Origin of the sequence: Oceanicella actignis (genome assembly GCF_900111545.1) — a bacterium.
GTDB lineage: Bacteria > Pseudomonadota > Alphaproteobacteria > Rhodobacterales > Rhodobacteraceae > Oceanicella > Oceanicella actignis.
Genome location: NZ_FOHL01000011.1, coordinates 1 through 21547, shown reverse-complemented (window position 1 = coordinate 21547; position 21547 = coordinate 1). Strand labels below are relative to the sequence as shown.

Annotated in this window: 26 protein-coding genes; 9 read left to right on the top strand and 17 right to left on the bottom strand. The window is 71.7% G+C overall.

Annotated elements, in window-relative coordinates:
- Positions 1-13 precede the first annotated feature (13 nt).
- The 15 genes from BMW67_RS14155 to fabD all read right to left on the bottom strand — a co-directional run bounded on the left by BMW67_RS14155 (position 14) and on the right by fabD (position 11670).
- The gene (locus BMW67_RS14155) at positions 14-430 is read right to left on the bottom strand and encodes a DUF3168 domain-containing protein (RefSeq protein ID WP_072748328.1); all 417 of its coding nucleotides are present in this window, start codon (positions 428-430) and stop codon (positions 14-16) included.
- Positions 427-786 (bottom strand): head-tail adaptor protein, encoded by a 360-nt coding sequence (locus BMW67_RS15875; RefSeq protein WP_245728541.1) that lies wholly within the window; start codon positions 784-786, stop codon positions 427-429. The genes BMW67_RS14155 and BMW67_RS15875 overlap by 4 nt, the downstream gene beginning before the upstream one ends.
- Positions 783-1358, bottom strand: coding sequence for a head-tail connector protein (locus tag BMW67_RS15870; protein WP_072748327.1), 576 nt, complete (start codon positions 1356-1358; stop codon positions 783-785). Before BMW67_RS15870 ends, BMW67_RS15875 begins: the two co-directional genes overlap by 4 nt.
- A 25-nt stretch (positions 1359-1383) precedes the next feature.
- Positions 1384-1668, bottom strand: coding sequence for a phage fiber-tail adaptor protein (locus BMW67_RS14140; RefSeq protein ID WP_072748326.1), 285 nt, complete (start codon positions 1666-1668; stop codon positions 1384-1386).
- Positions 1669-1869: 201 nt separating this feature from the next.
- Positions 1870-3033: a phage major capsid protein gene (locus tag BMW67_RS14135; RefSeq protein WP_072748325.1), complete on the bottom strand. Its 1164-nt coding sequence runs from the start codon at positions 3031-3033 to the stop codon at positions 1870-1872.
- Positions 3034-3181: 148 nt separating this feature from the next.
- Positions 3182-3757: an HK97 family phage prohead protease gene (locus tag BMW67_RS14130; RefSeq protein ID WP_072748379.1), complete on the bottom strand. Its 576-nt coding sequence runs from the start codon at positions 3755-3757 to the stop codon at positions 3182-3184.
- 61 nt (positions 3758-3818) lie between these two features.
- Complete coding sequence (locus BMW67_RS14125; protein WP_072748324.1) at positions 3819-4070, bottom strand: GTA head formation protein, RCAP_rcc01685 family; 252 nt, start codon at positions 4068-4070, stop codon at positions 3819-3821.
- Positions 4070-5233: a phage portal protein gene (locus tag BMW67_RS14120; protein ID WP_072748323.1), complete on the bottom strand. Its 1164-nt coding sequence runs from the start codon at positions 5231-5233 to the stop codon at positions 4070-4072. Before BMW67_RS14120 ends, BMW67_RS14125 begins: the two co-directional genes overlap by 1 nt.
- Positions 5234-5368: 135 nt before the next feature.
- Positions 5369-6583 carry a DNA-packaging protein gene (locus BMW67_RS14115; protein WP_370426857.1) on the bottom strand — a complete coding sequence of 405 codons (1215 nt, stop codon included), beginning with the start codon at positions 6581-6583 and terminating at the stop codon, positions 5369-5371.
- A gap of 4 nt (positions 6584-6587) precedes the next feature.
- The gene (locus BMW67_RS16070; protein ID WP_125459057.1) at positions 6588-6974 is read right to left on the bottom strand and encodes a hypothetical protein; all 387 of its coding nucleotides are present in this window, start codon (positions 6972-6974) and stop codon (positions 6588-6590) included.
- A gap of 147 nt (positions 6975-7121) precedes the next feature.
- Positions 7122-8105 (bottom strand): endolytic transglycosylase MltG, encoded by a 984-nt coding sequence (gene mltG / locus BMW67_RS14110; protein WP_072748322.1) that lies wholly within the window; start codon positions 8103-8105, stop codon positions 7122-7124.
- Positions 8106-8112: 7 nt separating this feature from the next.
- On the bottom strand, positions 8113-9372 hold the full coding sequence (gene fabF, locus BMW67_RS14105; RefSeq protein ID WP_072748321.1) for a beta-ketoacyl-ACP synthase II: 1260 nt from the start codon (positions 9370-9372) through the stop codon (positions 8113-8115).
- Between the two features lie 134 nt (positions 9373-9506).
- Positions 9507-9740, bottom strand: a complete 234-nt coding sequence (locus BMW67_RS14100; RefSeq protein ID WP_072748320.1) for an acyl carrier protein — start codon at positions 9738-9740, stop codon at positions 9507-9509.
- 243 nt (positions 9741-9983) lie between these two features.
- Positions 9984-10721 (bottom strand): 3-oxoacyl-[acyl-carrier-protein] reductase, encoded by a 738-nt coding sequence (gene fabG / locus BMW67_RS14095; RefSeq protein ID WP_072748319.1) that lies wholly within the window; start codon positions 10719-10721, stop codon positions 9984-9986.
- 4 nt (positions 10722-10725) lie between these two features.
- Entirely contained in the window at positions 10726-11670 is a 945-nt protein-coding gene (gene fabD / locus BMW67_RS14090; RefSeq protein WP_072748318.1) for an ACP S-malonyltransferase, read from the bottom strand.
- A 230-nt stretch (positions 11671-11900) separates the two neighbouring features.
- On the opposite strand from fabD, the gene rpsF reads away from it, so the two are divergent.
- Genes rpsF through rplI form a run of 3 tightly spaced genes read left to right on the top strand, consistent with a single transcriptional unit; the run spans position 11901 to position 13197 of the window.
- Positions 11901-12284 carry a 30S ribosomal protein S6 gene (rpsF, locus tag BMW67_RS14085; RefSeq protein WP_072748317.1) on the top strand — a complete coding sequence of 128 codons (384 nt, stop codon included), beginning with the start codon at positions 11901-11903 and terminating at the stop codon, positions 12282-12284.
- Positions 12285-12316: 32 nt separating this feature from the next.
- The gene (gene rpsR / locus BMW67_RS14080; RefSeq protein ID WP_072748316.1) at positions 12317-12544 is read left to right on the top strand and encodes a 30S ribosomal protein S18; all 228 of its coding nucleotides are present in this window, start codon (positions 12317-12319) and stop codon (positions 12542-12544) included.
- 11 nt (positions 12545-12555) lie between these two features.
- Positions 12556-13197: a 50S ribosomal protein L9 gene (rplI, locus tag BMW67_RS14075; RefSeq protein WP_072748315.1), complete on the top strand. Its 642-nt coding sequence runs from the start codon at positions 12556-12558 to the stop codon at positions 13195-13197.
- Between the two features lie 77 nt (positions 13198-13274).
- On the opposite strand, the gene BMW67_RS14070 is transcribed toward rplI, so the two are convergent.
- Positions 13275-13754 (bottom strand): DsrE family protein, encoded by a 480-nt coding sequence (locus BMW67_RS14070; RefSeq protein ID WP_072748314.1) that lies wholly within the window; start codon positions 13752-13754, stop codon positions 13275-13277.
- Between the two features lie 170 nt (positions 13755-13924).
- On the opposite strand from BMW67_RS14070, the gene BMW67_RS14065 reads away from it, so the two are divergent.
- The 6 genes from BMW67_RS14065 (at position 13925) to BMW67_RS14040 (ending at position 19093) form a co-directional block, all read left to right on the top strand.
- Entirely contained in the window at positions 13925-14797 is an 873-nt protein-coding gene (locus BMW67_RS14065; RefSeq protein ID WP_072748313.1) for an ATPase, read from the top strand.
- Positions 14798-14892: 95 nt separating this feature from the next.
- Positions 14893-15831, top strand: coding sequence for a homoserine O-succinyltransferase (locus BMW67_RS14060; protein WP_072748312.1), 939 nt, complete (start codon positions 14893-14895; stop codon positions 15829-15831).
- Positions 15832-15967: 136 nt separating this feature from the next.
- Entirely contained in the window at positions 15968-16855 is an 888-nt protein-coding gene (ppk2, locus tag BMW67_RS14055; protein ID WP_072748311.1) for a polyphosphate kinase 2, read from the top strand.
- 42 nt (positions 16856-16897) lie between these two features.
- Positions 16898-17587 (top strand): TetR/AcrR family transcriptional regulator, encoded by a 690-nt coding sequence (locus BMW67_RS14050; protein ID WP_072748310.1) that lies wholly within the window; start codon positions 16898-16900, stop codon positions 17585-17587.
- Between the two features lie 98 nt (positions 17588-17685).
- Entirely contained in the window at positions 17686-18144 is a 459-nt protein-coding gene (locus BMW67_RS14045) for a DUF2852 domain-containing protein (RefSeq protein WP_083581585.1), read from the top strand.
- A 133-nt stretch (positions 18145-18277) separates the two neighbouring features.
- On the top strand, positions 18278-19093 hold the full coding sequence (locus BMW67_RS14040; protein ID WP_072748309.1) for an arginyltransferase: 816 nt from the start codon (positions 18278-18280) through the stop codon (positions 19091-19093).
- A gap of 567 nt (positions 19094-19660) precedes the next feature.
- Here the strand turns inward: BMW67_RS14040 and acs are convergent.
- Positions 19661-21547, bottom strand: a 1887-nt coding sequence (gene acs / locus BMW67_RS14035) for an acetate--CoA ligase (protein ID WP_072747826.1), incomplete at its 5' end; no start/stop codon positions are given.

Sequence of the window (21547 nt, the reverse complement as noted above, 5' to 3'; positions counted from 1 at the left end):
TCCTTGCCGTTGGTTACTTGTGAACCCTGAAGCGGAATCGCAGGTCGATCCGGCGCCGCCCGTCGCTCAGCCGCCGCGTGCGCGCCGACAGGAACTCGACCATCGCCACGCGCCCCTGCGCCAGCGGCGGCGGCGCCTCGGTCAGCGCCTCGCTGATCGCCGCGCCGATGCGCTTGGCCTCGGCGAAGCCCTCGCCGCGCGCGTGCACCGAGATCGTCAGATCGTGCACCGCGCCCTCCAGCCCGCCGGCCGACCAGGCCTCGGCCTCTTCGTCGCCAAGCGTGACGTAGGGCAGGTCCGAGGCGTCGGGCGCGGCGGCGTGGGGCGGCGCGTCATAGACGCGGCCGTCGATCAGCCCGACCAGCTGCGGCGCGTTCGCCAGCGCCTGCCACACCCCCTCCTGCAAGACGAGAGACAGCGCGTAAGTCATTGTTCGGCCTCTTCATCCGCCCAGCACAACAGGTAGCGGCCGCGCGCATCCGCCTCGGTCACCGCGCGGATGCGGAAAACGCGGCCATCCTCGCGCAGGCGCTGGTCCGCGCGCGGCCGCGCCGCCGAACCCATCGGCGCCGCGCGCACGAGGATCCGGTGCGAGACGCGCGACAGGGCCCGGCCGCCCTCGTCCAGCTCGCGCCCGGCGCGCGCGCGCACCGCCGCCCACAGAACGCCAAGCTCGCGCCATGCGCGCGTCCAGCCGCCCGCCCCGTCGGGGGCGCGCACCTCTTCCTCCAGCGTCAGGCGGCGATTGAGCACCGGCGCCAGGACCGTCTCGCGCGCCCAGCTCACAGCCGCACCCTCCGGTAAGGCGCCAGCAGCGCCTGCACGCCCATCGGGGCGGCGCGCATGCTCATGGCCGCGACGTGCCGCTGCTCGTGGAAATGGGCGGCGAGCATCATCGCCGCCTGGCGCAGATCGGCGGGAACCTCGTCCCACGAGGCGCCGTAGCCGGCGTCGAACTCGACCTCGATCGCGCCGCCGCAGGGAATGCCCGGCAAAAGCCCGCCGCCCGCGCCCGTCAGGGCGGGCGCGTGCGCGTCCTCGATCAGCGCAAGGCGCGCAAGGTCCAGCGCCGACGCGGCGCCGTCCGGGCCGATGCGCGCCGCCGACGCCAGCGCGCGCACCGGCGCCACCGGCAGCGTCGCCCGGTCGCCGCGCGGCCATTCGCGCACGCGCCAGCGGAAGCGGCGCGTCAGCAGCGCCTTGCCGGTCATGTTCTCGACCGTCGCCAGGGCCGCGCGCATGTAGCCCTCGAGCCCCGGCTCCTCGTGCCCGGCAAAGCCCGACGGCAGCCGCAGGTGATCCGACAGCGCGGCCAGCGGCAGCGCCTCGACGGGCGGCGAAGCGAGTTCAGTCAGCATCCCGACATGTCTCCGATCCAGAAGTTCAGGCCTCGACGCGCAGCAGGAAGCCGCGCGTCAGCACCCGCGCCGCGCTGGTGCGCGCGCGGCAGGCCACGTGGTAGAGCCGCCCCGCCAGCCCGCCCGCCAGGGTCACCTCGCTGCGCGCGCCAAGATCGCGCACCGCCGCGACGCGCACGCCCTGCGTGTCCAGCTCCTGCGGAATGACGAACCAGCCCGGCGCGCCTTCCAGCGTCTCGCCGGGCTCGAGCGGCCAGTCGACGACGAAACGGCGCATCTCGGCCGCGGTCTTGGTCACGAAGCTGCTCATCGCATGCTCCTTGGCTTGAGACGACGAAAGGGCCGGCGCCCGGCCGGTCATGGGCGCCGCGCGCCCGAGCGGCCCCCGCGCCGCTGACGGGAGGGAGAGGCGCCTTGCGGCGCGGCGCGGGGGCCTTGCGCGCCGCCGCGCCCGGGCGGGCGAGGCGGCGCGTCCGGCAAGCCGGGGCGGGGTCGCGCCCCGCCCGCGGCGTCACGCGATGTCGAACTTCAGCAGCTTGATGGCCGAGAAGTCGGTCACGTCGCCGCCCACGCGCTTGGTGGCGTAGAACAGCACATGCGGCTTCTGCGAGAACGGGTCGCGCAGGATGCGCAGGTCGGGCCGCTCGGCGATGGTGTAGCCGGCGCCGAAATCGCCGAAGGCGATGGCGTAGCCGCCGGCCGTGGCGTCGGGCATGTCCTCGCAGATCACGACCGGGTAGCCCATGAGGCGCGAGGGCTCGCCCGCCGCCAGGCTGTCGGCCCACAGGAAGCGGCCGTCGGCGTCCTTCATCTTGCGCACGGCGCCGGCGGTCTTCGAGTTCATCACGAACACCGCCTTGGCGCGATACTGCGCGCCCAGCGCATACACCAGGTCCACGATCGCGTCGGCCGGGTTGACCGAGCTGAAGTCGCCCACCTCGTTCGTGGTGACGTAGCCGATCTGGCCCCAGGTCTCGGTCCCGTTGGGCGCGGTCGGATAGCTGAGGATGCCGCGCGGCTTGTTCACGCCGTCGCCCGAGATGAAGGCCACGCTCTCGGCGCGAGCGAACTTGTCGGCGATGCGCCCGGCCAGCCAGCCCTCGATGTCGAAGGCGGCGTCGTCCAGCAGCCGCTGCGAGGCCTTGGGCATGGCCGACAGCTCGTGCAGCGGGATCGAGATGCGCTCGATCTGCGCCGAGCCGGTCTCGGCCGCGGGGTCGGTCTCGGTCGCCCAGCCGCTGCCGACATCGCCGCGATCGACCAGCACGTCGAAGCTGTTGGCCTCGACCTGGACCACATTGGCCACCGCGCGCAGCGAGCCCGCGCCCGTCAGCACGCTCTGGATGCGCTCGGCCGTCTGCGGGTCGACCAGGTAGCCGCCCTCGGCGTTGACCGCGGTGGTCAGGCCCTTGCGCTCGATCTCGAGCCCGCGCAGCCCGTCATCCTCGCCGGTGCGCAGATAGGCCGACAGAGCCTTCTTGTGCGCGGGCTCGGCCTCGGCGGCGCGGCTCAGCGCGGGGCGGGCGGCGACGGCGGACTTGCGGTCGAGCGCTTCGATGCGCTCCTCCTGACGCTGGAAGCGCATCTTCATTTCCTCCTGGAAGGCGTTGAACTCGTTCAGAAAGCTCTGCACGGCGGACTTGGTCTCGAGGGCGCCGGCGTTGGAGATGGTCATGCTTCGATTTCCCTGGATCTGGTTGAGGAAGACAAGGTTTCGGCGCAAGGCCGGGCAAGGCCCGGCCCGCATCCCGTTCGGGGCGGCGAGCGCCCCCGCCGCCAGCCCGGCGCGCGCGCCGGAGCTGGGGCCGTCTCGCGCCCGGGCCTCACCCGCGCAGCTGACGTCGCGCCTGGGCGAAGGCCTCGGCCAGCGCCAGGCTCAGCGCATCGGCCTCGGGATCGGCCTTGGCCTGCTGCGCCCGCGCCTGGGGCAGCATCGGGAAGGTGACCAGCGACACCTCCCACAACTCGATCTCGTGCAGGACCCGTCCGCCGCCCGGCGCCCGCGACGAACGCACGGCCCGGTAGCCGATGGACAGCCCGTCCACCGCCCCCGCGCGCAAAAGCGCCAGCGCCTCGGCGCCCTGCCGCACCTCGGGCATCAGACGGCCGCGCACGAACAGACCCTTCTCGTCCTCGCGCACTTCGTCCCACACGCCGATGGGCTGCGCGGGATCGTGCTGCCACAACAGCTTCACCGACCGTCCCGCGCCGCGCAGCGCCGCCAGCGAGCGCGCGAAAGCGCCGCGCTCGACCACGTCGCCGCCCTGGTCCGTCGCGCCGAAAAGCGAAGCGTATCCCTCGATCGCTCCGTTTTCCGCGACGGTCGCCGCCTGGTCGAAGGCGACGTATTTCGTCTCGAGTCCTTCCAAGGCCCGCAGCCCCCAAGGGGCGGGCGTCATCGTTGCCTGCATCCGGTTTTCCCCTGAATTGCGCGCGGCCAAGGCCGCGCCCGGCGGGCCGCTAGCGCGCCAGCCCGCCGATCAACATGGCCGCGAACTGCCCCGCCAGCGCCGCCGCCACCGAGAACACGGCCAGCCACATGCGCCGCTCCATGCGGTCAAGGCCGCTCTCCACGTGCTGAAGCGTGCGCTCCAGCGCCGCCCACCGCTCGTCCAGCACCCGCTCCAAGGCCTCGACCCGCGCATGCGCGCTGTCGAAAGGCTCATAGAGGTAGCGCGAGCCAGGCGTGCGGCCGCGCAAGCTCGTATGCATCACGCCGCCGGCGGCAGGCCCAGAAGCGCCCGCTTCTCGGCATCCGTCAGGAAGTCGGCCGCGCTGACCCGACGCCACAACGCCTCGCGCTCGGGCGCCAGGGCGGGAATGGCGTCCATGTCAGGCGTCAGCTCGAGGCGCTCGCCCATCTCCTCGCCCAGCCAGGCGGCCAGCGCGCCCGACACGCGGCGCACCAGCGGCAGCACCGTCTGGCGCCAGAAGGCGCGGTTGGCCTCCTGATAATTGGCGTAGGTGGCGTCGCCGGGCAGGCCCAGCAGCATCGGCGGCACCCCGAAGGCGATGGCGATGTCGCGCGCGGCGGCGGCGCGCGTCTCCTGGAACTCCATGTCCGAGGGCGAGAAGCCCATCGGCTTCCAGTCGAGGCCCCCTTCCAGCAGCATCGGCCGCCCGGCGTTGCGCGCGCCCTGGTGGTTGGCCTCGAGCTCGGCGACCAGGCGGTCATACTGATCCTGCGTCAGCGTCGCGCCGTCGGGCGACTTGTAGATGATCGCGCCGGAAGGCTGGGCGGCGTTGTCGAGCAGCCCCTTCGACCAGCGCCCCGCCGCGTTGTGCACGTCGATGGCCGCCGCCGCGGCCTCGAGCGGCGACATCCCGTAATGGTCGTCGAGCGGATGGAAGCTTTTCAGATGCAGGATCGGCCGGCTCTCGCCCATCTCGAAGCGCACCTTGCGCGCGCCCACCGCGTATTCATAGGCCTGCGGCCAGCCGTCGGGGCCCGGCACCACCCGCATGCGGTCGGGGCGCAAGGCGTGCAGCTCGGCCGGCGCGCCGTTGCTCATCCGCCCCGCCGCTTCGACATAGGCGTCGCCGTGCAGGATCAGATGCCCATAGAGCGCCTCCATGAAGGCCGCGCCCAGCTGGCCCGGATTGGGCGCGCGCAGCAGCCGCCGCACCGGGTGATCCTCGAGCCGCCGCTCGCCGTCGGTCAGCACCAGCGGCGCCGAGGCGGCGGCCTCTGCGATCATCCGCACGCAGCGGAACCCGATGACGTTTCCGGCGAAGCCGTTGCGCGTCAACGAGACCTTGTCCCGGGGCGACCAAGCCACCCGCCCCGAGCTCTGATAAGCGATCACCGGCCCCGTCGCCGAGGCCTTCCTTTCGTCCGGCGAGGCCTTCGCCGTCCGCAGCCAGTTGAACACCATGTCGCTTCCTTGCCCTCCGCATGCTCGTGAATGTCCGGCAGGCGCGAAAAGGCCCCGGCCCCGCGCCCGGAGCCGGGGCCGCGCCCCGCGTCGATCGTCCTTGCCGGGCGCCTGCGCGCCCCGCTCATGGCGCGGTCAAAGCCGCCGCACGCGCGGCGCGCCGCCCGCGCTCAGCATCAGCTCGGTCACCGCCCAGACCAGCGCATCGACCCTGTCCGGGCTGCCCTCGGAGCGGTCGCCCGTGAAGGCGCACATCTGGTCCTCGAGCGCCGGGAACAGGCCGCCGTGACGCACGCGCCCCTGCTCGTAGAGCGCGGCGACCGGCTCGGCCCGCGCCGCCTTGCCGCGCGTGGCCCGCACCGCCCGATAGCTGACCAGCGGGTCCACCTGGCGCACCAGCGCCTCGACCAGATCGCCCCCCTGGTTGACCTCGGCCACCAGCCGATCGGCCTCATGCGCGTGATAGGCCGCCACCGCGCGCTCGGCCCAGGCGCGCGGCGCCGCGCCCTGCACGCTGGCGTCCTCCAGCACCCAGGCGACGCCCCGCGCCAGCCCCGCGACGACGATCCCGCACTCGTCCGAGCCGGCCTTGCCCGTCACCGGCGGGTCCACCGCCACGACGATGCGCTCGAACGCATCGGGCGGCGCCGCGCGGCCGCGCTCGATCGTCGCGCGGGTCCACAGCGCGCCCGGCGCCTCGGTCAGCAGCTCGCCCATCAGCTCCTGCCGCCCCAGCGAGGTGCCCTTGAAGCGGCGCTCGACCGCCTCGATGAAGCCCGGCGCCAGGTTGGCCCGGTTGGCCTCGGTCGGCGCGTGCGTCACCACCGTGTCGGGCGCGCGCATCAGCTCGGTCAGGAGCGGCACGCGGCGCGGGGTCGTGGTGACGATCTGCTGCGGCGCGTCGCCCAGGCGAAGGCCGAACTGGAGCATGTCCCACACCTCGCGCGCATGCTTCCACTTGGCCAGCTCGTCGCACCAGGCGGCGTCGAATTGCGGCCCGCGCAGGCTTTCGGGATCCTGCGCCGAGAACAGCCGCGCCTCGGCGCCGTTCGGCCAGACCAGGCGCTTGCGCGTGACCTCGTAATGCGGGGCCCGGTCGGGCGGCGAGACGGCGCGGATGCCGCTTTCGCCCTCGACCATGACCTCGCGCGCCTGGTCGAAGGTCTCGGCGATCAGCGCCACGCGCCGGCGCCGCCCGGGCGCAAGCGGCGTCGGCCCCTCGGCCATGCTGCGCACCCATTCGGCGCCGGCGCGGGTCTTGCCCGCGCCGCGCCCGCCAAGGATCAGCCAGGTGCGCCATTCGCCCGGCGGCGGCAGCTGATGCCCCGGCAGCGCCCACACATCGAAGATGTATTCAAGCGCCCGCAGCGCATTCGGGCTGAGCTGCGCCAGAATCCGCTCCTGCTCCGAGCGCGGCCTTGAGGCGAGCCAGCTTGCCCAGGATTTCCCTTCTGGCGGCGCCGAGGTCCAGCTCTCCTCGGCCGCGCCCGATGCGTTCGGCGATCTGCTTTTCAACTCGCGCCTCGAATTCCATCAGCTGCGACAGGGTCTTGTTGTGAAGCTCGACCAGCTTGCGCAGCCGGTCGTCCTCGGGCAGCGCGGCCAGCCCCGCGCCCAGGGCGCGGATCTCGGCGGCCATGATCTCGGACAATTGCCGGTAGAGCGCCCGCGCGTTGCGCAGCGCCTCGAGCGGGCGGTCGCGCAACCTGCGCCCCGCCGCCGCCATGTCATGCGTGTTCATGCAGCGTCCTTCCCCCAACGGATGCGCCGCAAAAGCGAAGGCCCCGGCGCTTGCGCCGGGGCCTCTTCGCCCACCTCTCCCAGTGTGCGTGAACTACTACCTTACAGCGCGCGCTCTGTCAACAGGAATCTTCAGGGTTGCGCGCATTCAGTCCGCGCGCTCGCGCTCGATCCTGCGCCAGCGCGCCACATTGCGGTTGTGCTCGGCCAGCGTGCGCGCAAAGGCGTGTCCGCCGCTGCCGTCCGCAACGAAATACAGGAACTCGGTGCGCGCCGGCTGCACGGCGGCGAAGATCGATTCGCGCCCCGGATTGGCGATCGGCGTCGGCGGCAGCCCGTCGATCAGATAGGTGTTCCACGGCGTGGGCTTGGCCAGCTCGCTGCGGCGCAGGCCGCGATCGAGCCCTCCCTTGCCCTGCGTCAGCCCGTAGACCACCGTCGGGTCGGTCTGCAGCCGCATACCCTTGCGCAGACGGTTCACGAACACCGAGGCCACCACGCGCCGCTCGTCCGGCACGCCGGTTTCCTTCTCGATGATCGACGCCAGGATCAGCGCCTCGCGCGGGCTGGCCAGCGGCAGGTCCTTGTCGCGCGCGGCCCAGGCCTCTTGCAGGATCCGCTCCTGCGCAGCCTGCATCCGCGCGATCAGCGCCGCACGCGATTCGCCCCGCGCCACCGCGTAGGTGTCGGGCGCGAGCGAGCCTTCCTCGGGGATCTCGGCGATCTCGCCCGACAGGATCTCGGCGGCGTTGAGCCGCTGCACCACCTCCCACGAGGTCAGCCCCTCGGGGATCGTCACCAGGTGCTGCACCGCCCGCCCCGAGACCAGGATGTCGAGGATCTGCGCCATCGAGGCGCGGGCGGGGATCTCGTATTCGCCGAAGCGCAGCCGCCCCGCATCGCCGCGATAGCGCGCGCCAAGGCGGAAGATCAGGGGGTCCGAGATCGCGCCGCTCTGCGCCAGCTTGCGCGAGGCGACGGCCAGCGAATCGCCCTTGTCCAGGATCACCGTCGCCGGCGCCTCGAGCGGCCCCGGCGCGTGAAAGCTGCGAACGCCCCAACCCACCGCCGCCGCAAGGGCCACGCCCAGAACGACCAGCAGCGTCAGCGCGTTCGCGGCCAGGTGGCGCATGGGCCGGTCAGACCTTGCCCAGGATCAGCGACGCGTTGGTGCCCCCGAAGCCGAACGAGTTCGACAGCGCCACGTCGATGCGCCGCCGCACCGCCTTGTGCGGCGCAAGGTCCAGATCCGTCTGCACCGACGGATTGTCGAGGTTCAGCGTGGGCGGGGCGACCTGATCGCGGATCGCCAGCGCGCAGAAGATCGCCTCGACCGCGCCGGCTGCGCCCAGAAGGTGACCGATCGACGACTTGGTCGAGCTCATGGTCACGTTCTTCGCCGCGTCGCCCAGAAGGCGCGCCACCGCGCCCAGCTCGATCTCGTCGCCCAGCGGGGTCGAGGTGCCGTGCGCGTTCACATAGTCGATGTCCGAGGGCGTCAGCCCTGCATCGCGCAGCGCCGCCGACATCGAGCGGAACCCGCCGTCGCCATCGGGCGCGGGCGAGGTGATGTGATACGCGTCGCCCGACAGGCCGTAGCCCAGCACCTCGGCGTAGATCTTCGCGCCGCGCGCCTTGGCGTGCTCGTATTCCTCGAGCACGACGATGCCCGCGCCCTCGCCCATCACGAAGCCGTCGCGGTCGCGGTCGTAGGGGCGGCTGGCCTTCTCGGGCTGGTCGTTGAAGGCGGTGCTCAGCGCCTTGCAGGCGGCGAAGCCGGCCACGCCGATCTCGCAGATCGGGCTTTCGGCGCCGCCGGCGATCATCACGTCGGCGTCGCCGTGGCGAATCAGCCGCGCGGCGTCGCCGATGGCGTGCGCCCCGGTCGAGCAGGCCGTGACCACGGCATGGTTCGGGCCCTTGAAGCCGTATCTGATCGACACCTGCCCCGAGCACAGATTGATGAGGGCGCCGGGGATGAAGAAGGGCGACACGCGCCGCGGCCCGCGCTCCTTCAGGGTCACGGCCGTCTCGGCGATCGACTCGACGCCGCCGATGCCCGAGCCGATGAGCACGCCGGTGCGCTGGCGCGCCTCTTCGTCCTCGGGAGTCCAGCCCGCGTCGCGCACGGCCTGCTCGGCCGCGGTCAGCGCGTAGGTGATGAAGCGGTCGAACTTGCGCCGATCCTTCGCCGGCACCCAGTCGTCGGGGTTGAAGGTTCCGTCCGAGCCGTCGCCGAGCGGGATCTCGCAGGCGATGTGGCAGGCCAGATGCGAGGGGTCGAAATGCTTGATCCGCCCCGCCCCCGACTTGCCGGCCAGAAGCCGCGACCAGGTCTCATCCACTCCGCAGGCCAGCGGGGTAAGCAGGCCCAGCCCGGTGACGACAACACGTCTCACTTCAGCGTCCTCACTATTCGTGAACGATGCGGGAACTTAGCCGCGCGCCCGCCGGCTGGCAAGCGCGCGCCGGCCTCAACGCGAAAGCGGCGCCCGGTCCGGGCGCCGCCTTGATGGCGCGGGCCCGCGGGCGATCAGGAGTTCTCGGTGATGAACTTGATCGCGTCGCCGACGGTCTGGATCGACTCGGCGGCGTCGTCGGGAATCTCGATGCCGAACTCTTCCTCGAACGCCATGACCAGCTCGACGGTGTCCAGCGAGTCGGCGCCCAGGTCGTCGATGAAGCTGGCGCTTTCGACCACCTTGTCTTCGTCCACGCTCAGATGCTCGACGACGATCTTCTTAACGCGCTCGGCGATGTCGCTCATTTCTTGGTCCTCACTTTGTCGAAGCCCCGCGGGCTTACGCATTTTCCGAATCGCTCGCCCGGTCTCGCCTCGGCGAAGCCGGACCGTGTTCCGTTTCGTCTTCCGATCCGCGCCCCAGGGCGCCGGCCTTCCGAACCGGGGCCGCGCCCGCCCGGGGCGCGGGCGCGTCGCGGACCGCGATGGCCGCGCCTATAGCATACGCCCGGGCGGTGGCAAATGCTTTCCGCCCGGATGCCGGGGCGCTCAGATCATCGCCATGCCGCCGTTGACGTTCAGCGTCTGCCCCGTCACATAGGCCGCCTCGGGCGAGGCCAGATACAGCGCCGCCGCGGCGATCTCTTCGGGCGTTCCCATGCGCCCGGCCGGAATCGCGGCCAGGGTGCGCTCGCGCACCGCGTCGTTCAGAACCTCGGTCATCGCCGTCTCGATGAAGCCCGGCGCGATGCAGTTCACCGTGATCCCGCGCGAGGCGACCTCCTGCGCAAGCGACTTGCTCATGCCCGTCAGACCCGCCTTCGAGGCCGCGTAGTTCGCCTGCCCGGCATTGCCCGTCACCCCGACCACCGAGGTGACGTTGACGATGCGGCCCCAGCGCGCCTTCATCATGCCGCGCAGCACCGCGCGCGACAGCTTGAACGCCGCCGTCAGGTTGACCCGCAGCACCAGCTCCCAGTCCTCGTCGGACATGCGCATCATCAGATTGTCGCGCGTCAGCCCGGCGTTGTTGACCAGGATGTCCACGCCACCCATGGCCTCGGCCGCGCGCCTGGGCAGCTCGGCCAGATCGGCGTCCTTCGTCAGATCGCAGGGCAGCGCATGCGCGCGCTCGCCCAGCTCGGCGGCCAGCGCCTCGAGCGGCGCGACGCGCGTGCCGCTCAGCCCCACCGTCGCGCCCGCGCCATGCAGCGCCCGCGCGATCGCGCCGCCGATGCCCCCCGACGCGCCGGTCACCAGCGCGCGCTTGCCCGTCAGATCGAACATCGATTCATCCCTTCCTGATCGCCTCGGCCACCGACCTTGCGTCGGCGGCCGTGTTCACCGCATGGCAGGACAGGTTGCGGTCGATCCGCCGCACCAGCCCCGACAGCGCCTTGCCCGCGCCCAGCTCGACCGTCTCGGTCACGCCCTGGGCGGCCATCCACATCACGCTCTCACGCCAGCGCACCGAGCCGGTCACCTGCTCGACCAGCAGGCGGCGGATCTCTTCGGGATCGCTCACCGCCTCGGCGCGCACATTCGCCACCACCGGGACGGCCGGCGCCTCGATCGTCACCTCGGCCAGCGCCTCGGCCATCGCCTCGGCCGCCGGCGCCATCAGCGCGCAATGGAAGGGCGCGCTCACGGGCAGCAGCACCGCCCGCCGCGCGCCGCGCGCCTTGGCCAGCTCGACCGCGCGCTCGACCGCCGCGCGCGCGCCCGACACCACCACCTGGCCCGGGTCGTTGTCGTTGGCCGCCTCGCAGACCTGCCCCTGGGCGGCCTCGGCGGCGACCTCGCGCACGGCCGCCAGGTCAAGCCCCAGGATCGCCGCCATCGCGCCTTCGCCCACCGGGACGGCGGCCTGCATCGCCTCGCCGCGGCGGCGCAGAAGCCGCGCCGCGTCCGCCACCGAGAACGCCCCCGCCGCGCACAGCGCCGAGTATTCGCCCAGCGAGTGCCCCGCCACGAAGGCCGCGTCGGCGACGCCCGCGCCCTCGGCCTCGAGCGCGCGCAGCGCCGCGATCGAGGTCGCCATCAGCGCCGGCTGCGCGTTGGCCGTCAGCGTCAGCGCCTCGGCCGGACCCTCCCAGATCAGCGCGCTGAGCTTCTCGCCCAGCGCGTCGTCCACCTCCTCGAACACCGCCGCGGCGGCCGGGTAGGCCTCGGCCAGGTCCTTGCCCATGCCGACCGTCTGGGCGCCCTGGCCCGGAAAGATGAAAGCGCGCGTCATGACCGCTCCTGCACTGCTGCACCGCCTTTGGCCGCGCCGCCCGGGCGGCGCGCCTGCGGGCGCTTCTACCCGCGCGGGGGCGTGCCGTCCAGACGGCCCCCTTGCATCGACGCCCGATTCGCGCGATACGGCCCCGATCCCCGTCCGAAAACGCCGCGGCGCCTCTCGTATGCGGGCCCAGGGGATGGCCGATCCGCATTTTGAAGCGCCCGCAAGAAAATGGGTGACGCATGGCTCTCTACGAGCACGTCTTCATCGCGCGTCAGGACCTGTCCAACGCGCAGGCCGAAGGGCTGATCGAGCACTTCGGGCAGATCCTTCAGGACAATGGCGGCAAGGTCGTCGGCTCGGAATACTGGGGCCTGAGGACCATGGCCTACAAGATCAACAAGAACCGCAAGGGCCACTACGCCTTCATGCGCACCGACGCGCCCTCGGCCGCGGTGCAGGAGATGGAGCGCCTCATGCGCCTGCATGACGACGTCATGCGCGTGCTGACCGTGAAGGTCGAGGAGCACGAGGAAGGTCCCTCGGCGGTGCTCCAGGCCAAGGCCTCGCGCGACGACCGCGGCCGCGGCGGCCGCGACCGCGCGCCCCGCCCCCGGCGCGACTGATCCGGCGCAAGACTGAGGAAGGATAAAGAGCCATGTCCCGCAGACCGTTTTTCCGCCGTCGCAAGTCCTGCCCCTTCTCGGGCGAGAACGCCCCGAAGATCGACTACAAGGACGTCAAGCTGCTGCAGCGCTACATTTCCGAGCGCGGCAAGATCGTGCCCTCCCGCATCACCGCGGTGTCGGCCAAGAAGCAGCGCGAGCTTGCGCGCGCCATCAAGCGCGCCCGCTTCCTCGCCCTGCTGCCCTACGTCGTGAAGTGAGGAGAGGCGCCATGGAAGTCGTTCTTCTGGAACGTGTGGCCAAGCTGGGCCAGATGGGTGACGTCGTGAACGTCAAGCCCGGCTACGCCCGCAACTACCTGCTGCCCCAGGGCAAGGCCCTGCGCGCGACCAAGGCCAACCTCGCCCGCTTCGAGGAGCAGCGCGCCCAGCTCGAGGCCCGCAACCTCGAGCTGCGCAAGGAGGCCGAGGCCGTCGCCGCCAAGCTGGACGGCCAGCAGTTCGTCATCATCCGCTCGGCCTCCGAGGCCGGCGCCCTCTACGGCTCGGTCGCCCCGCGCGACGTCGCCGAGGCCGCGACCGAGGGCGGCTTCTCGATCGAGCGCCGCCAGGTCGAGCTGTCGCGCCCGATCAAGGAGCTGGGCCTGCACCAGGTCGTGATCACGCTGCATCCCGAGGTGACGGCGACCATCACGCTCAACGTCGCCCGCTCGCCCGAAGAGGCCGAGATCCAGGCCTCGGGCAAGACCATCCAGCAGCTGCGCGCCGAGGAAGAGGCCGAGGCCGAGTTCGACATCGCCGAGCTGTTCGACGATGTGGGCGCGGCGGCCGCCGACGACGTGATCGACGCCCGCGGCGACGAGGGCCCGATCGTGGACGAGGACAGCCGCGCGGACGATCAGCCCCAGGTCTGATCGAGCCCGATCGCCCGCCCGCGGGCGATGCGCATCAAGGGCCGCGGCGCAAGCCGCGGCCCTTTCGCTTGCCCCCGTCAGGGCCGCACATACGCCCAGCCCGCGCGCTGCAGCTCGACCAGCCGCACCACCCCCGAGGGCGTCACCCGCGCCTCGGGCAGCAGCTCGACCGGCTTGCCCTCGCGCTTGCTCATGCCGCGCATGGTGTTGCCGCAGGCCGAGAAGGTCAGGTTCTCGAACTCCATGGACATGGCCGCGATGCGCTCGGCCACCGGGCTCGTGTCCTTGCGCAGCATGTGCAGGCCGGGGCCGTAGGCGACGATCTCGATCTCGACCTCGCGGCCCTCCTCGGCATAGTGGCGGCGCAGATTGGCCGCGTTGTTCAGCGCCATGTTGATGCGCGCCGGATCGCTCTCGTCCACGTGGATGGCCACGCGGATCGGCGCCTCGTCGCGCTGCGCGGCCTCGGCGGCGCTCCCTTCGGCGCGCGCCCCCGCCGGCGCCGCCAGCAGCAGCGCCCCCGCCGCCAGCGCGGCCAGCATCGGTCTTGCGAACATCTCGGCTCCTCCCTTGTCGGCGGGCCGGCCGCAACCCGGCGGCCCGCGCGGTCAGCATGACCCGCCCCGGGCCCGCGCGCAACGGGGCGGCGATCACGTCGGGCGCCGCTTCCCTTCGCCGCCGCGCGCGGCTAACACCATCGGCGCGGACCATCCATCGGAGATCACACATGCACCTGCCCGACGCCCGCTCCTGGCTCGAAGCCCCGCGCAAGGCGGTGGCGCTCATCGGCATGTCCGGCGTGGGCAAGACGCGCCTGTCCTCGCTGCTGCGCGAGCAGGGCGACTGGTTCCACTACTCGGTCGATTACCGCATCGGCACGCGCTATCTCGGCGAGCGCATCGACGACGACTTCAAGCGCGAGGCGATGAAGAACCCGACGCTGCGCGCGCTGCTGCGCTCGGATTCGCTGCAGATCCGCTCGAAGCTCAGCTTCCATAACCTCACGCCGCTCTCCACCTGGCTGGGCAAGCCCGGCGATCCGGCGCGCGGCGGCATGCCCTTCGACGAGTATCTGCGCCGCCAGCGCCTGCACCGCGAGGCCGAGATCGCCGCGACGCTGGACGCGCGCGCCTTCATCGACCGCGCCCGCGACATCTACGACTACGCCAACTTCATCTGCGACACGTCGGGCTCGATCTGCGAGGTCGTCAACCCCGACGACCGCCACGACCCCGTGCTCAGCGCCCTGTCGCGCGCGGTGCTGCTGGTCTACATCCGCGGCGGGCGCGAGCATGAAGACGCCCTCAAGGCCCGCTTCGACCGCGCCCCCAAGCCCATGTATTACAACGAAGACCTCCTGCACCGGCTGTGGCGCGAGTTCCTTGACGAGACCGGCTGCGAGGAAGGCGACGCCGACCCCGACGCCTTCATCCGCTGGGGCTTCGCGCGCATCATCGCCCACCGCCGCCCGCTCTACGAGGCGCTGGCGCGCAACTGGGGCGTCGCGGTCGAGGCCGACGACGTGGCCGCCGTCCAGACCGAGGACGACTTCCTGCGCCTGGTCGCCGAGGCGCTCGAGCGCGCCCATGCGCCGTCGTGAACGCGCAGGATTTGCCCGCGCGCGCGCGCCGCGTTAGATCGTCGGGCGGGAACGCCCCGCGCGACCTGCATCATGCCGTGACGGAGACCTGATCCATGCCCATCAAGATCCCCTCTGGACTGCCCGCCATCGACGTCCTCGCGCGCGAGGGCGTGATGGTCATGTCCGAGGAGACCGCCCTGAGGCAGGACATCCGCCCGCTCCAGATCGGGCTTCTGAACCTGATGCCGAACAAGGAGCGCACCGAGACCCAGTTCGCCCGCCTGATCGGCGCGACGCCCCTGCAGATCGAGATGACGCTGATCCGCATGGGCAGCCACACGCCGCGCAACGCCGCGCCCGACCACCTCGAGGCCTTCTACGTCACCTTCGACGAGGCGCGCGCGCGCAAGTTCGACGGGCTCATCATCACCGGCGCGCCGGTCGAGCTGCTAGAGTTCGAAGAGGTCTCCTACTGGCCCGAGCTGACCCGCGTCTTCGAGTGGACCCAGACCAACGTGCACTCGACCTTCGCCGTGTGCTGGGGCGCGCAGGCGATGATCCACCACTTCCACGGCGTGCCCAAGCACCCGCTCGCGCGCAAGGCCTTCGGCTGCTTCCGCCATCGCAACCTGGCCCCGGCCTCGCCCTATCTGCGCGGCTTCTCGGACGATTTCGTCGTGCCGGTCAGCCGCTGGACCGAGGTGCGCGCGCACGAGGTGCCGGCCCATCTGCGCATCCTCGCCGCCGCCGACGAGACCGGCCCCTGCCTGATCGAGGACGCCGGGCGGCGCGCGCTCTACATGTTCAACCACATCGAATACGACACCACCTCGCTGCAGGAGGAATACGAGCGCGACGTCGCCCGCGGCGAGAACATCCAGCTGCCGGTCAACTACTTTCCCGGCGACGATCCCTCGCGCCCGCCCGAGAACCGCTGGCGCAGCCACGCGCATCTGCTGTTCGGCAACTGGATCAACGAGATCTACCAGACCACGCCCTACGACATCGCCCGCATCGGAACCCCCGTCGAGGCGCAGCCGCAGACCGCCTGACCCGGCCGAGCGCGCGGCGCGGCCTACGCCGCCCCTCGCGGCGGGGCCGGGCCTCGGGCCGCCGCGCCCCTTGCGCCGGCCCCGCCGCCGCGCGCAAGCTGGGCGCGCACGCTTTCGCCACGCCCGAGGAGGCCCGATGACCGACCCAGCCCGCACGCCCTTCGACGGCGCCGTGACCCGTTTCTTCGAATCCGAGGCGCCGGACGAGATTCGCGAGACCGTGCGCAAGGCCAGGGACGATTCGGTCATCCTCGACCCGAACTATCCCTACCCGCGCCGCCTCGGCGGAAAGGAATACCGCGAGGCCTACCGCATCTTGCAGATCGAGCTGGTCAAGCTCCAGGCCTGGATGGCCGCCTCGGGCCATCGCCTGATCGCCGTGTTCGAGGGCCGCGACGCCGCCGGCAAGGGCGGCGCCATCCGCCGCGTGACCGAGAACCTCAACCCGCGCCGCGCGCATGTCGTCGCCCTGCCCGCCCCCACCGAGGCCGAGCGCGGCCAGTGGTATTTCCAGCGTTACGTGCGCCACTTCCCCACCTCGGGCGAAATGGCGCTGTTCGACCGCTCGTGGTACAACCGCGCCGTCGTCGAACGGGTGTTCGGCTTCTCGACCGCGCAAGAGCGCGAGCGCTTCTTCCTGCAGGTTCCCGGCATCGAGCAGGCCCTGGTCAGCGAGGGCGTCACCCTGCTCAAGTTCTGGCTCACCATCAGCCGGGCCGAGCAGCTGCGCCGCTTTCTGGCGCGCGAGCGCGACCCGCTCAAGCAATGGAAGCTGTCGCGCATCGACGTCGAATCCCTCGGGCGCTGGAACGACTACACCGACGCCATCCGCGAGATGTTCGGCCGCACCCACATCGCCGCCGCGCCCTGGACCGTGGTGCGCGCCGACGACAAGCGCCGCGCGCGGCTCGAGATCATGCGCGCCATCCTCTCGGCCGTGGATTACGAGGGCCGCGACCCTGGCGCGATCGGGCGGCGCGATCCGGCCATCGCCGGCGATCCGCTGACCATCCCGCTGGCCTGAGCGCGCGTTGCCCCCCGCCGCGGGCCCACATATAACGGCGCCATGACCGGCGCCGAAGGCGCGCCCGGCGGCGGGCGCAAGGGATATCACCACGGGAACCTGCGCGAGGCGCTGGTCGAGGCGGCCTGCGCGCTGATCGCGCGCAAGGGGCCGCACGGCTTCACCTTCGCCGAGGCCGCGCGCGAGGCCGGCGTGTCGCCCGCCGCGCCCTATCGCCACTTCAAGGATCGCGAGGCCCTTCTGGCCGAGGTCGCCCGCCGCGGCTTCGCCCTGTTCGCCGATCTGCTCGAACATGCGCGCACCATGGGCGGCCCCAGCCCGCTGGCCGCCTTCGAGGCCGTCTGGCGCGCCTATCTGGCCTTCGCCAGGCGCGAGCCCGCCTACTACGTCGCCATGTTCGAATCCGGCATCCGCCCGGCCGACGATCCGGCGCTTCAGGCCGCGTCCGACCGGGCCATGGCGGCGATGACCGCCGCGGCCGAGGCGCTGATCGCCCGCCTGCCCCCCGACCGCCGCCCGCCGGCGCTGATGGTCTCGATGCATGTCTGGGCGCTGGCCCATGGCGTGGTCGAGCTGGTCGCGCGCCAGGATGCGGGCCTGCGCGCCCCCTGGGCGCCGGACGAGCTGCTCGAAAGCGGCGCGCTGGTCTATCTGCGCGGCCTTGGCGTGCTGCGCGAGGACGAAGCCCCTGGCGGCGCGCCGCCGCACGGCCCGGACGCCGCCGGCGGCTGAGCGCGAAAATCTTCGCCGCGCCCCTTGCGGCGCGGCGCCCGCGGCGCCACTTATGTTAATGTTAATAACATTCACCCCGCAGGATGGGAGATCGCTCGATGACGCATGCCGCACACGCCGCCCGAACCGACGAGGGCGCGCCGCGAACGGGGCTCGACGCCGTGGCCGGTTGGCTGCGCGTCGCCGAAGAGCGCCTCGACGCCATGGGCCGGCCGGCCTGGATCGCCGCCATGGTGGCGGCATTCGTTCTCGCATGGCCGGTGGGACTGGCCCTTCTCTTCTACATGATCTGGAGCGGACGCATGGGACGCAAGAACTGCCGCAACCGAAGCTGGAGCCGCCGCGCCGCCTGCGCCGAGGGCACAGGCAACGCCGCCTTCGACGCCTATCGCGAGGCCACGCTGCGCCGCCTCGAGGAGGAACAGGCCGCCTTCGAGGAATTCCTCGCCCGCCTGCGCCGCGCCAAGGATCAGGCCGAGTTCGACCAGTTCATGGCCGAGCGCCGCGCCGCGGCGGCCTCGACCCCGGCCGCACCGGCTCCGGACCCGCGCGCCTGACGCGCCGCAGCCCGCCCGCGCCGCGCAACCGAGGCGCGGGCGACGCGCGAAAAGGGTGACGCGCGCCCCGCGCCTTGCTAGTCTGGCCGACGGACGTTTCTTTCCTCCGCGCGCATCACGGCATCGGATCAAGATGACTCATCACTCGGGCAAGATCTCGCCGCAGTTCTTCGTGACCGCGCCGCAGCCCTGCCCCTATCTCGAGGGGCGATCCGAGCGCAAGCTTTTCACCACCCTGCGCACCCCGGATGCGGCGCAGCTCAACGATCTTCTGTCGCTGCGCGGCTTCCGGCGCAGCCAGGGGGTGGTCTATCGGCCCTCGTGCCTGGGCTGCTCGGCCTGCCTGTCCAGCCGCATTCCCGTCGCCGATTTCCGCCCCGGCCGCACGCATCGGCGCATCCTGCGCAGGAACGCCGACGTCGCGCGCCACGCCGCCGCGGCCGTCGCGACGGACGAGCAATACACCCTCTTCCGCCGCTATCTGAACAGTCGCCACGCCGATGGCGGCATGGCCGAGATGGACGTCTACGAGTTCGCCGCCATGATCGAGGAGACGCCCGTGCGCACGCGCGTCATCGAATACACGATCCGCGACGAACATGATCGCGAGCGCCTGATCGCCGCCTGTCTGACCGACGTGCTCGAGGACGGGCTGTCCATGGTCTACAGCTTCTACGATCCCGACATGCCGCGCCGCAGCCTCGGCGCGTTCATGATCCTCGATCATGTCGAGATCGCCCGCCAGGCCGGGCTGCCCTATGTCTATCTGGGCTACTGGGTGCCCGGCTCCGAGAAGATGGACTACAAGGCCCGCTTCCGCCCCTTCGAGATCTACCAGCGCGAGGCCTGGCGCAGGGTCGAGGACCCCGCCGAGGTGTCGGTCGAAGAGGATCAGGTCCTTTCCGTCGACCCCGTGGCCGATCAGGTTGCGCGCCTGATCGGCGGCTGAGCGGCCGCCCATCCCCCGCGCCAGGGCGCGCCGGCCCGGGCCGAGAAAGGACCGGCGCCGCCCTGCCCGACCGTGCGTCCCGCGTTGTCGGGCGCAGCGCCGGCGCGCGCCTTCGGGGCGCGCCGTGGCTGGGGCGAAGACGCGGCGGCGGCGCCAAGCCAGCCCTCATCCCCTCATCCTGCCCAGCCGCCGGCGTCCCGCGCCAGGGCGGGGTCTGACCGATGGCGGGTCCGTCGGCGCAAACCTTGTGCGGCGCGCAATGGCGCCGTGCCGCATTCCCCGCCGCGCGGCGCAACGGGCGACGGGCCCCCGCCCGCCATGCCGTCTGATGTGCCGACTGATGCGCCGCCAGATCGCCGCGCCGGGCGGCGACGGGCGGCGCGTTTCAGGATCCTGCGGCGAGGTCAAACGCCCCCGCGCCTCGCCCCCGCGGCGGCGCGGGATGTGGTTCGTTTCGCCCGCGCGCCGGTCGGGCGGCGCGGGGCCTGTTGCGGGGGGCCGGCGCGCGGATGCGCGCGGCCCCGGGCGGCGCGCCCCGGCGGGTTCGCCGCGCGGGGCGGCGGGCGGTCAGGTTGCGGCGCGGTTGCGGATCAGCTCCTCGACCACCGACGGATCGGCCAGCGTCGAGGTGTCGCCCAGCGCGCCGGTCTCGTTCTCGGCGATCTTGCGCAGGATGCGCCGCATGATCTTGCCCGAGCGCGTCTTGGGCAGACCCGGCGCCCACTGGATCACGTCCGGCGTCGCGATCGGGCCGATCTCCTGACGCACCCAGTTGCGCAGCTCGGCCTTGAGCGCGTCGTCATAGGCCTCGCCCTCCATCAGCGTGACGTAGCAATAGATCCCCTGCCCCTTCACGTCATGCGGGAAGCCCACCACCGCCGCCTCGGCCACCTTGGGATGCGCCACCAGCGCGCTCTCGATCTCGGCCGTGCCCAGACGGTGCCCCGACACGTTGATCACGTCGTCCACCCGGCCCGTGATCCAGTAATACCCGTCCTTGTCGCGCCGGCACCCGTCGCCGGTGAAGTAGTAGCCCTTGAACATCTCGAAATAGGTCTGCACGAAGCGCGCGTGATCGCCGTAGACCGTGCGCATCTGCCCCGGCCAGCTGTCGGCGATCGCCAGCACGCCCTCGCACTCGGTCTGCGCGATCTCCTCGCCCTTCTCGTTCAGAACCACCGGGCGCACCCCGAAGAACGGCTTCGTCGCCGAGCCCGGCTTGGCCGGGATCGCCCCGGGCAGCGGCGCGATCATGATCCCGCCCGTCTCGGTCTGCCACCACGTGTCCACGATCGGGCAGCGCCCCTTGCCGACATGGCGGTGATACCACTCCCACGCCTCGGGGTTGATCGGCTCGCCCACCGAGCCCAGGATCCGCAGGCTCGACAGGTCGTGCTTCTCGACCCATTCGGGGCCCTTGGCCATCAGCGCCCGGATCGCCGTCGGCGCCGTGTAGAAGATGTTCACCTTGTGCTTCTCGCACACCTGCCAGAACCGCCCCGGATCGGGCCAGGTCGGCACGCCCTCGAACATCAGCGTCGTCGCCCCGTTCGCCAGCGGCCCGTAGACGATGTAGCTGTGCCCCGTCACCCAGCCCACATCCGCCGTGCACCAGTAGATGTCGCCATCGTGATAGTCGAACACGTACTGGTGCGTCATCGACGCGTAGACCAGGTAGCCGCCCGACGTGTGCAGCACCCCCTTGGGCTTGCCCGTCGAGCCCGAGGTGTAGAGGATGAACAGCGGGTCCTCGGCGTTCATCTCCTCGATCGGGCAGTCGTCCGAAACCCGCGCCGCCTCGTCCTCGTACCAGGCGTCGCGCGCCGGATCGAACGGAACCTCGGCCCCCGTGCGCCGCACCACCAGCGTGCGCACGTCGCCGCCGCATTTGGCCAGCGCCTTGTCCACATTCGCCTTGAGCGGCGTCGCGCGCCCGCCCCGCGGGCCCTCGTCCGCCGTCACCACCAGCTTCGCGCCGCAATCGTTGATCCGGTCGGCCAGCGCGTCGGGGCTGAAGCCCGCGAACACCACCGAGTGGATCGCCCCGATCCGCGCGCAGGCCAGCATCGCATAGGCCGCCGCCGGGATCATCGGCAGATACAGCACCACCCGGTCGCCCTTCGACACCCCCATCGCCCGCAGAACGTTCGCAAAGCGGCACACCTGGCGGTGAAGCTCGGCGTAGGTGATGTGTTCGCTCACCCCCGGATCGTCCGATTCCCAGATGATCGCCGTCTGGTCCGCCCGCTCCTTCAGGTGACGGTCCACGCAGTTCGCGCACACGTTCAGCGTCCCGTCCTCGAACCAGCGGATCGACACGTCGGGATACGCGAAGGACGTGTTCTTCACCTTCGCATACGGCCGGATCCAGTCCAGCCGACGGCCATGCTCGCCCCAGAAACCCTCGGGATCCGAGATCGAGCGCGCATACATCCGCTCGTAGCCCGCCGCGTC

Excerpts from the sequence above, each read along its gene's own strand:
- BMW67_RS14070 (WP_072748314.1), bottom strand. The coding sequence starts at position 13,754 with ATGTTCGCAAGACCGATGCTGGCCGCGCTGGCGGCGGGGGCGCTGCTG.
- mltG (WP_072748322.1), bottom strand. The coding sequence starts at position 8,105 with ATGCGCCACCTGGCCGCGAACGCGCTGACGCTGCTGGTCGTTCTGGGC.
- BMW67_RS14125 (WP_072748324.1), bottom strand. The coding sequence starts at position 4,070 with ATGCATACGAGCTTGCGCGGCCGCACGCCTGGCTCGCGCTACCTCTAT.
- BMW67_RS14060 (WP_072748312.1), top strand. The coding sequence starts at position 14,893 with ATGCCCATCAAGATCCCCTCTGGACTGCCCGCCATCGACGTCCTCGCG.
- rpsF (WP_072748317.1), top strand. The coding sequence starts at position 11,901 with ATGGCTCTCTACGAGCACGTCTTCATCGCGCGTCAGGACCTGTCCAAC.
- rplI (WP_072748315.1), top strand. The coding sequence starts at position 12,556 with ATGGAAGTCGTTCTTCTGGAACGTGTGGCCAAGCTGGGCCAGATGGGT.
- BMW67_RS16070 (WP_125459057.1), bottom strand. The coding sequence starts at position 6,974 with ATGAACACGCATGACATGGCGGCGGCGGGGCGCAGGTTGCGCGACCGC.
- rpsR (WP_072748316.1), top strand. The coding sequence starts at position 12,317 with ATGTCCCGCAGACCGTTTTTCCGCCGTCGCAAGTCCTGCCCCTTCTCG.
- fabG (WP_072748319.1), bottom strand. The coding sequence starts at position 10,721 with ATGTTCGATCTGACGGGCAAGCGCGCGCTGGTGACCGGCGCGTCGGGG.
- BMW67_RS15870 (WP_072748327.1), bottom strand. The coding sequence starts at position 1,358 with ATGCTGACTGAACTCGCTTCGCCGCCCGTCGAGGCGCTGCCGCTGGCC.
- BMW67_RS14130 (WP_072748379.1), bottom strand. The coding sequence starts at position 3,757 with ATGACGCCCGCCCCTTGGGGGCTGCGGGCCTTGGAAGGACTCGAGACG.
- BMW67_RS14045 (WP_083581585.1), top strand. The coding sequence starts at position 17,686 with ATGACGCATGCCGCACACGCCGCCCGAACCGACGAGGGCGCGCCGCGA.
- ppk2 (WP_072748311.1), top strand. The coding sequence starts at position 15,968 with ATGACCGACCCAGCCCGCACGCCCTTCGACGGCGCCGTGACCCGTTTC.
- BMW67_RS14155 (WP_072748328.1), bottom strand. The coding sequence starts at position 430 with ATGACTTACGCGCTGTCTCTCGTCTTGCAGGAGGGGGTGTGGCAGGCG.
- fabD (WP_072748318.1), bottom strand. The coding sequence starts at position 11,670 with ATGACGCGCGCTTTCATCTTTCCGGGCCAGGGCGCCCAGACGGTCGGC.
- BMW67_RS14120 (WP_072748323.1), bottom strand. The coding sequence starts at position 5,233 with ATGGTGTTCAACTGGCTGCGGACGGCGAAGGCCTCGCCGGACGAAAGG.
- BMW67_RS14135 (WP_072748325.1), bottom strand. The coding sequence starts at position 3,033 with ATGACCATCTCCAACGCCGGCGCCCTCGAGACCAAGTCCGCCGTGCAG.
- BMW67_RS14050 (WP_072748310.1), top strand. The coding sequence starts at position 16,898 with ATGACCGGCGCCGAAGGCGCGCCCGGCGGCGGGCGCAAGGGATATCAC.
- BMW67_RS14040 (WP_072748309.1), top strand. The coding sequence starts at position 18,278 with ATGACTCATCACTCGGGCAAGATCTCGCCGCAGTTCTTCGTGACCGCG.
- BMW67_RS14065 (WP_072748313.1), top strand. The coding sequence starts at position 13,925 with ATGCACCTGCCCGACGCCCGCTCCTGGCTCGAAGCCCCGCGCAAGGCG.
- BMW67_RS14100 (WP_072748320.1), bottom strand. The coding sequence starts at position 9,740 with ATGAGCGACATCGCCGAGCGCGTTAAGAAGATCGTCGTCGAGCATCTG.
- BMW67_RS14140 (WP_072748326.1), bottom strand. The coding sequence starts at position 1,668 with ATGAGCAGCTTCGTGACCAAGACCGCGGCCGAGATGCGCCGTTTCGTC.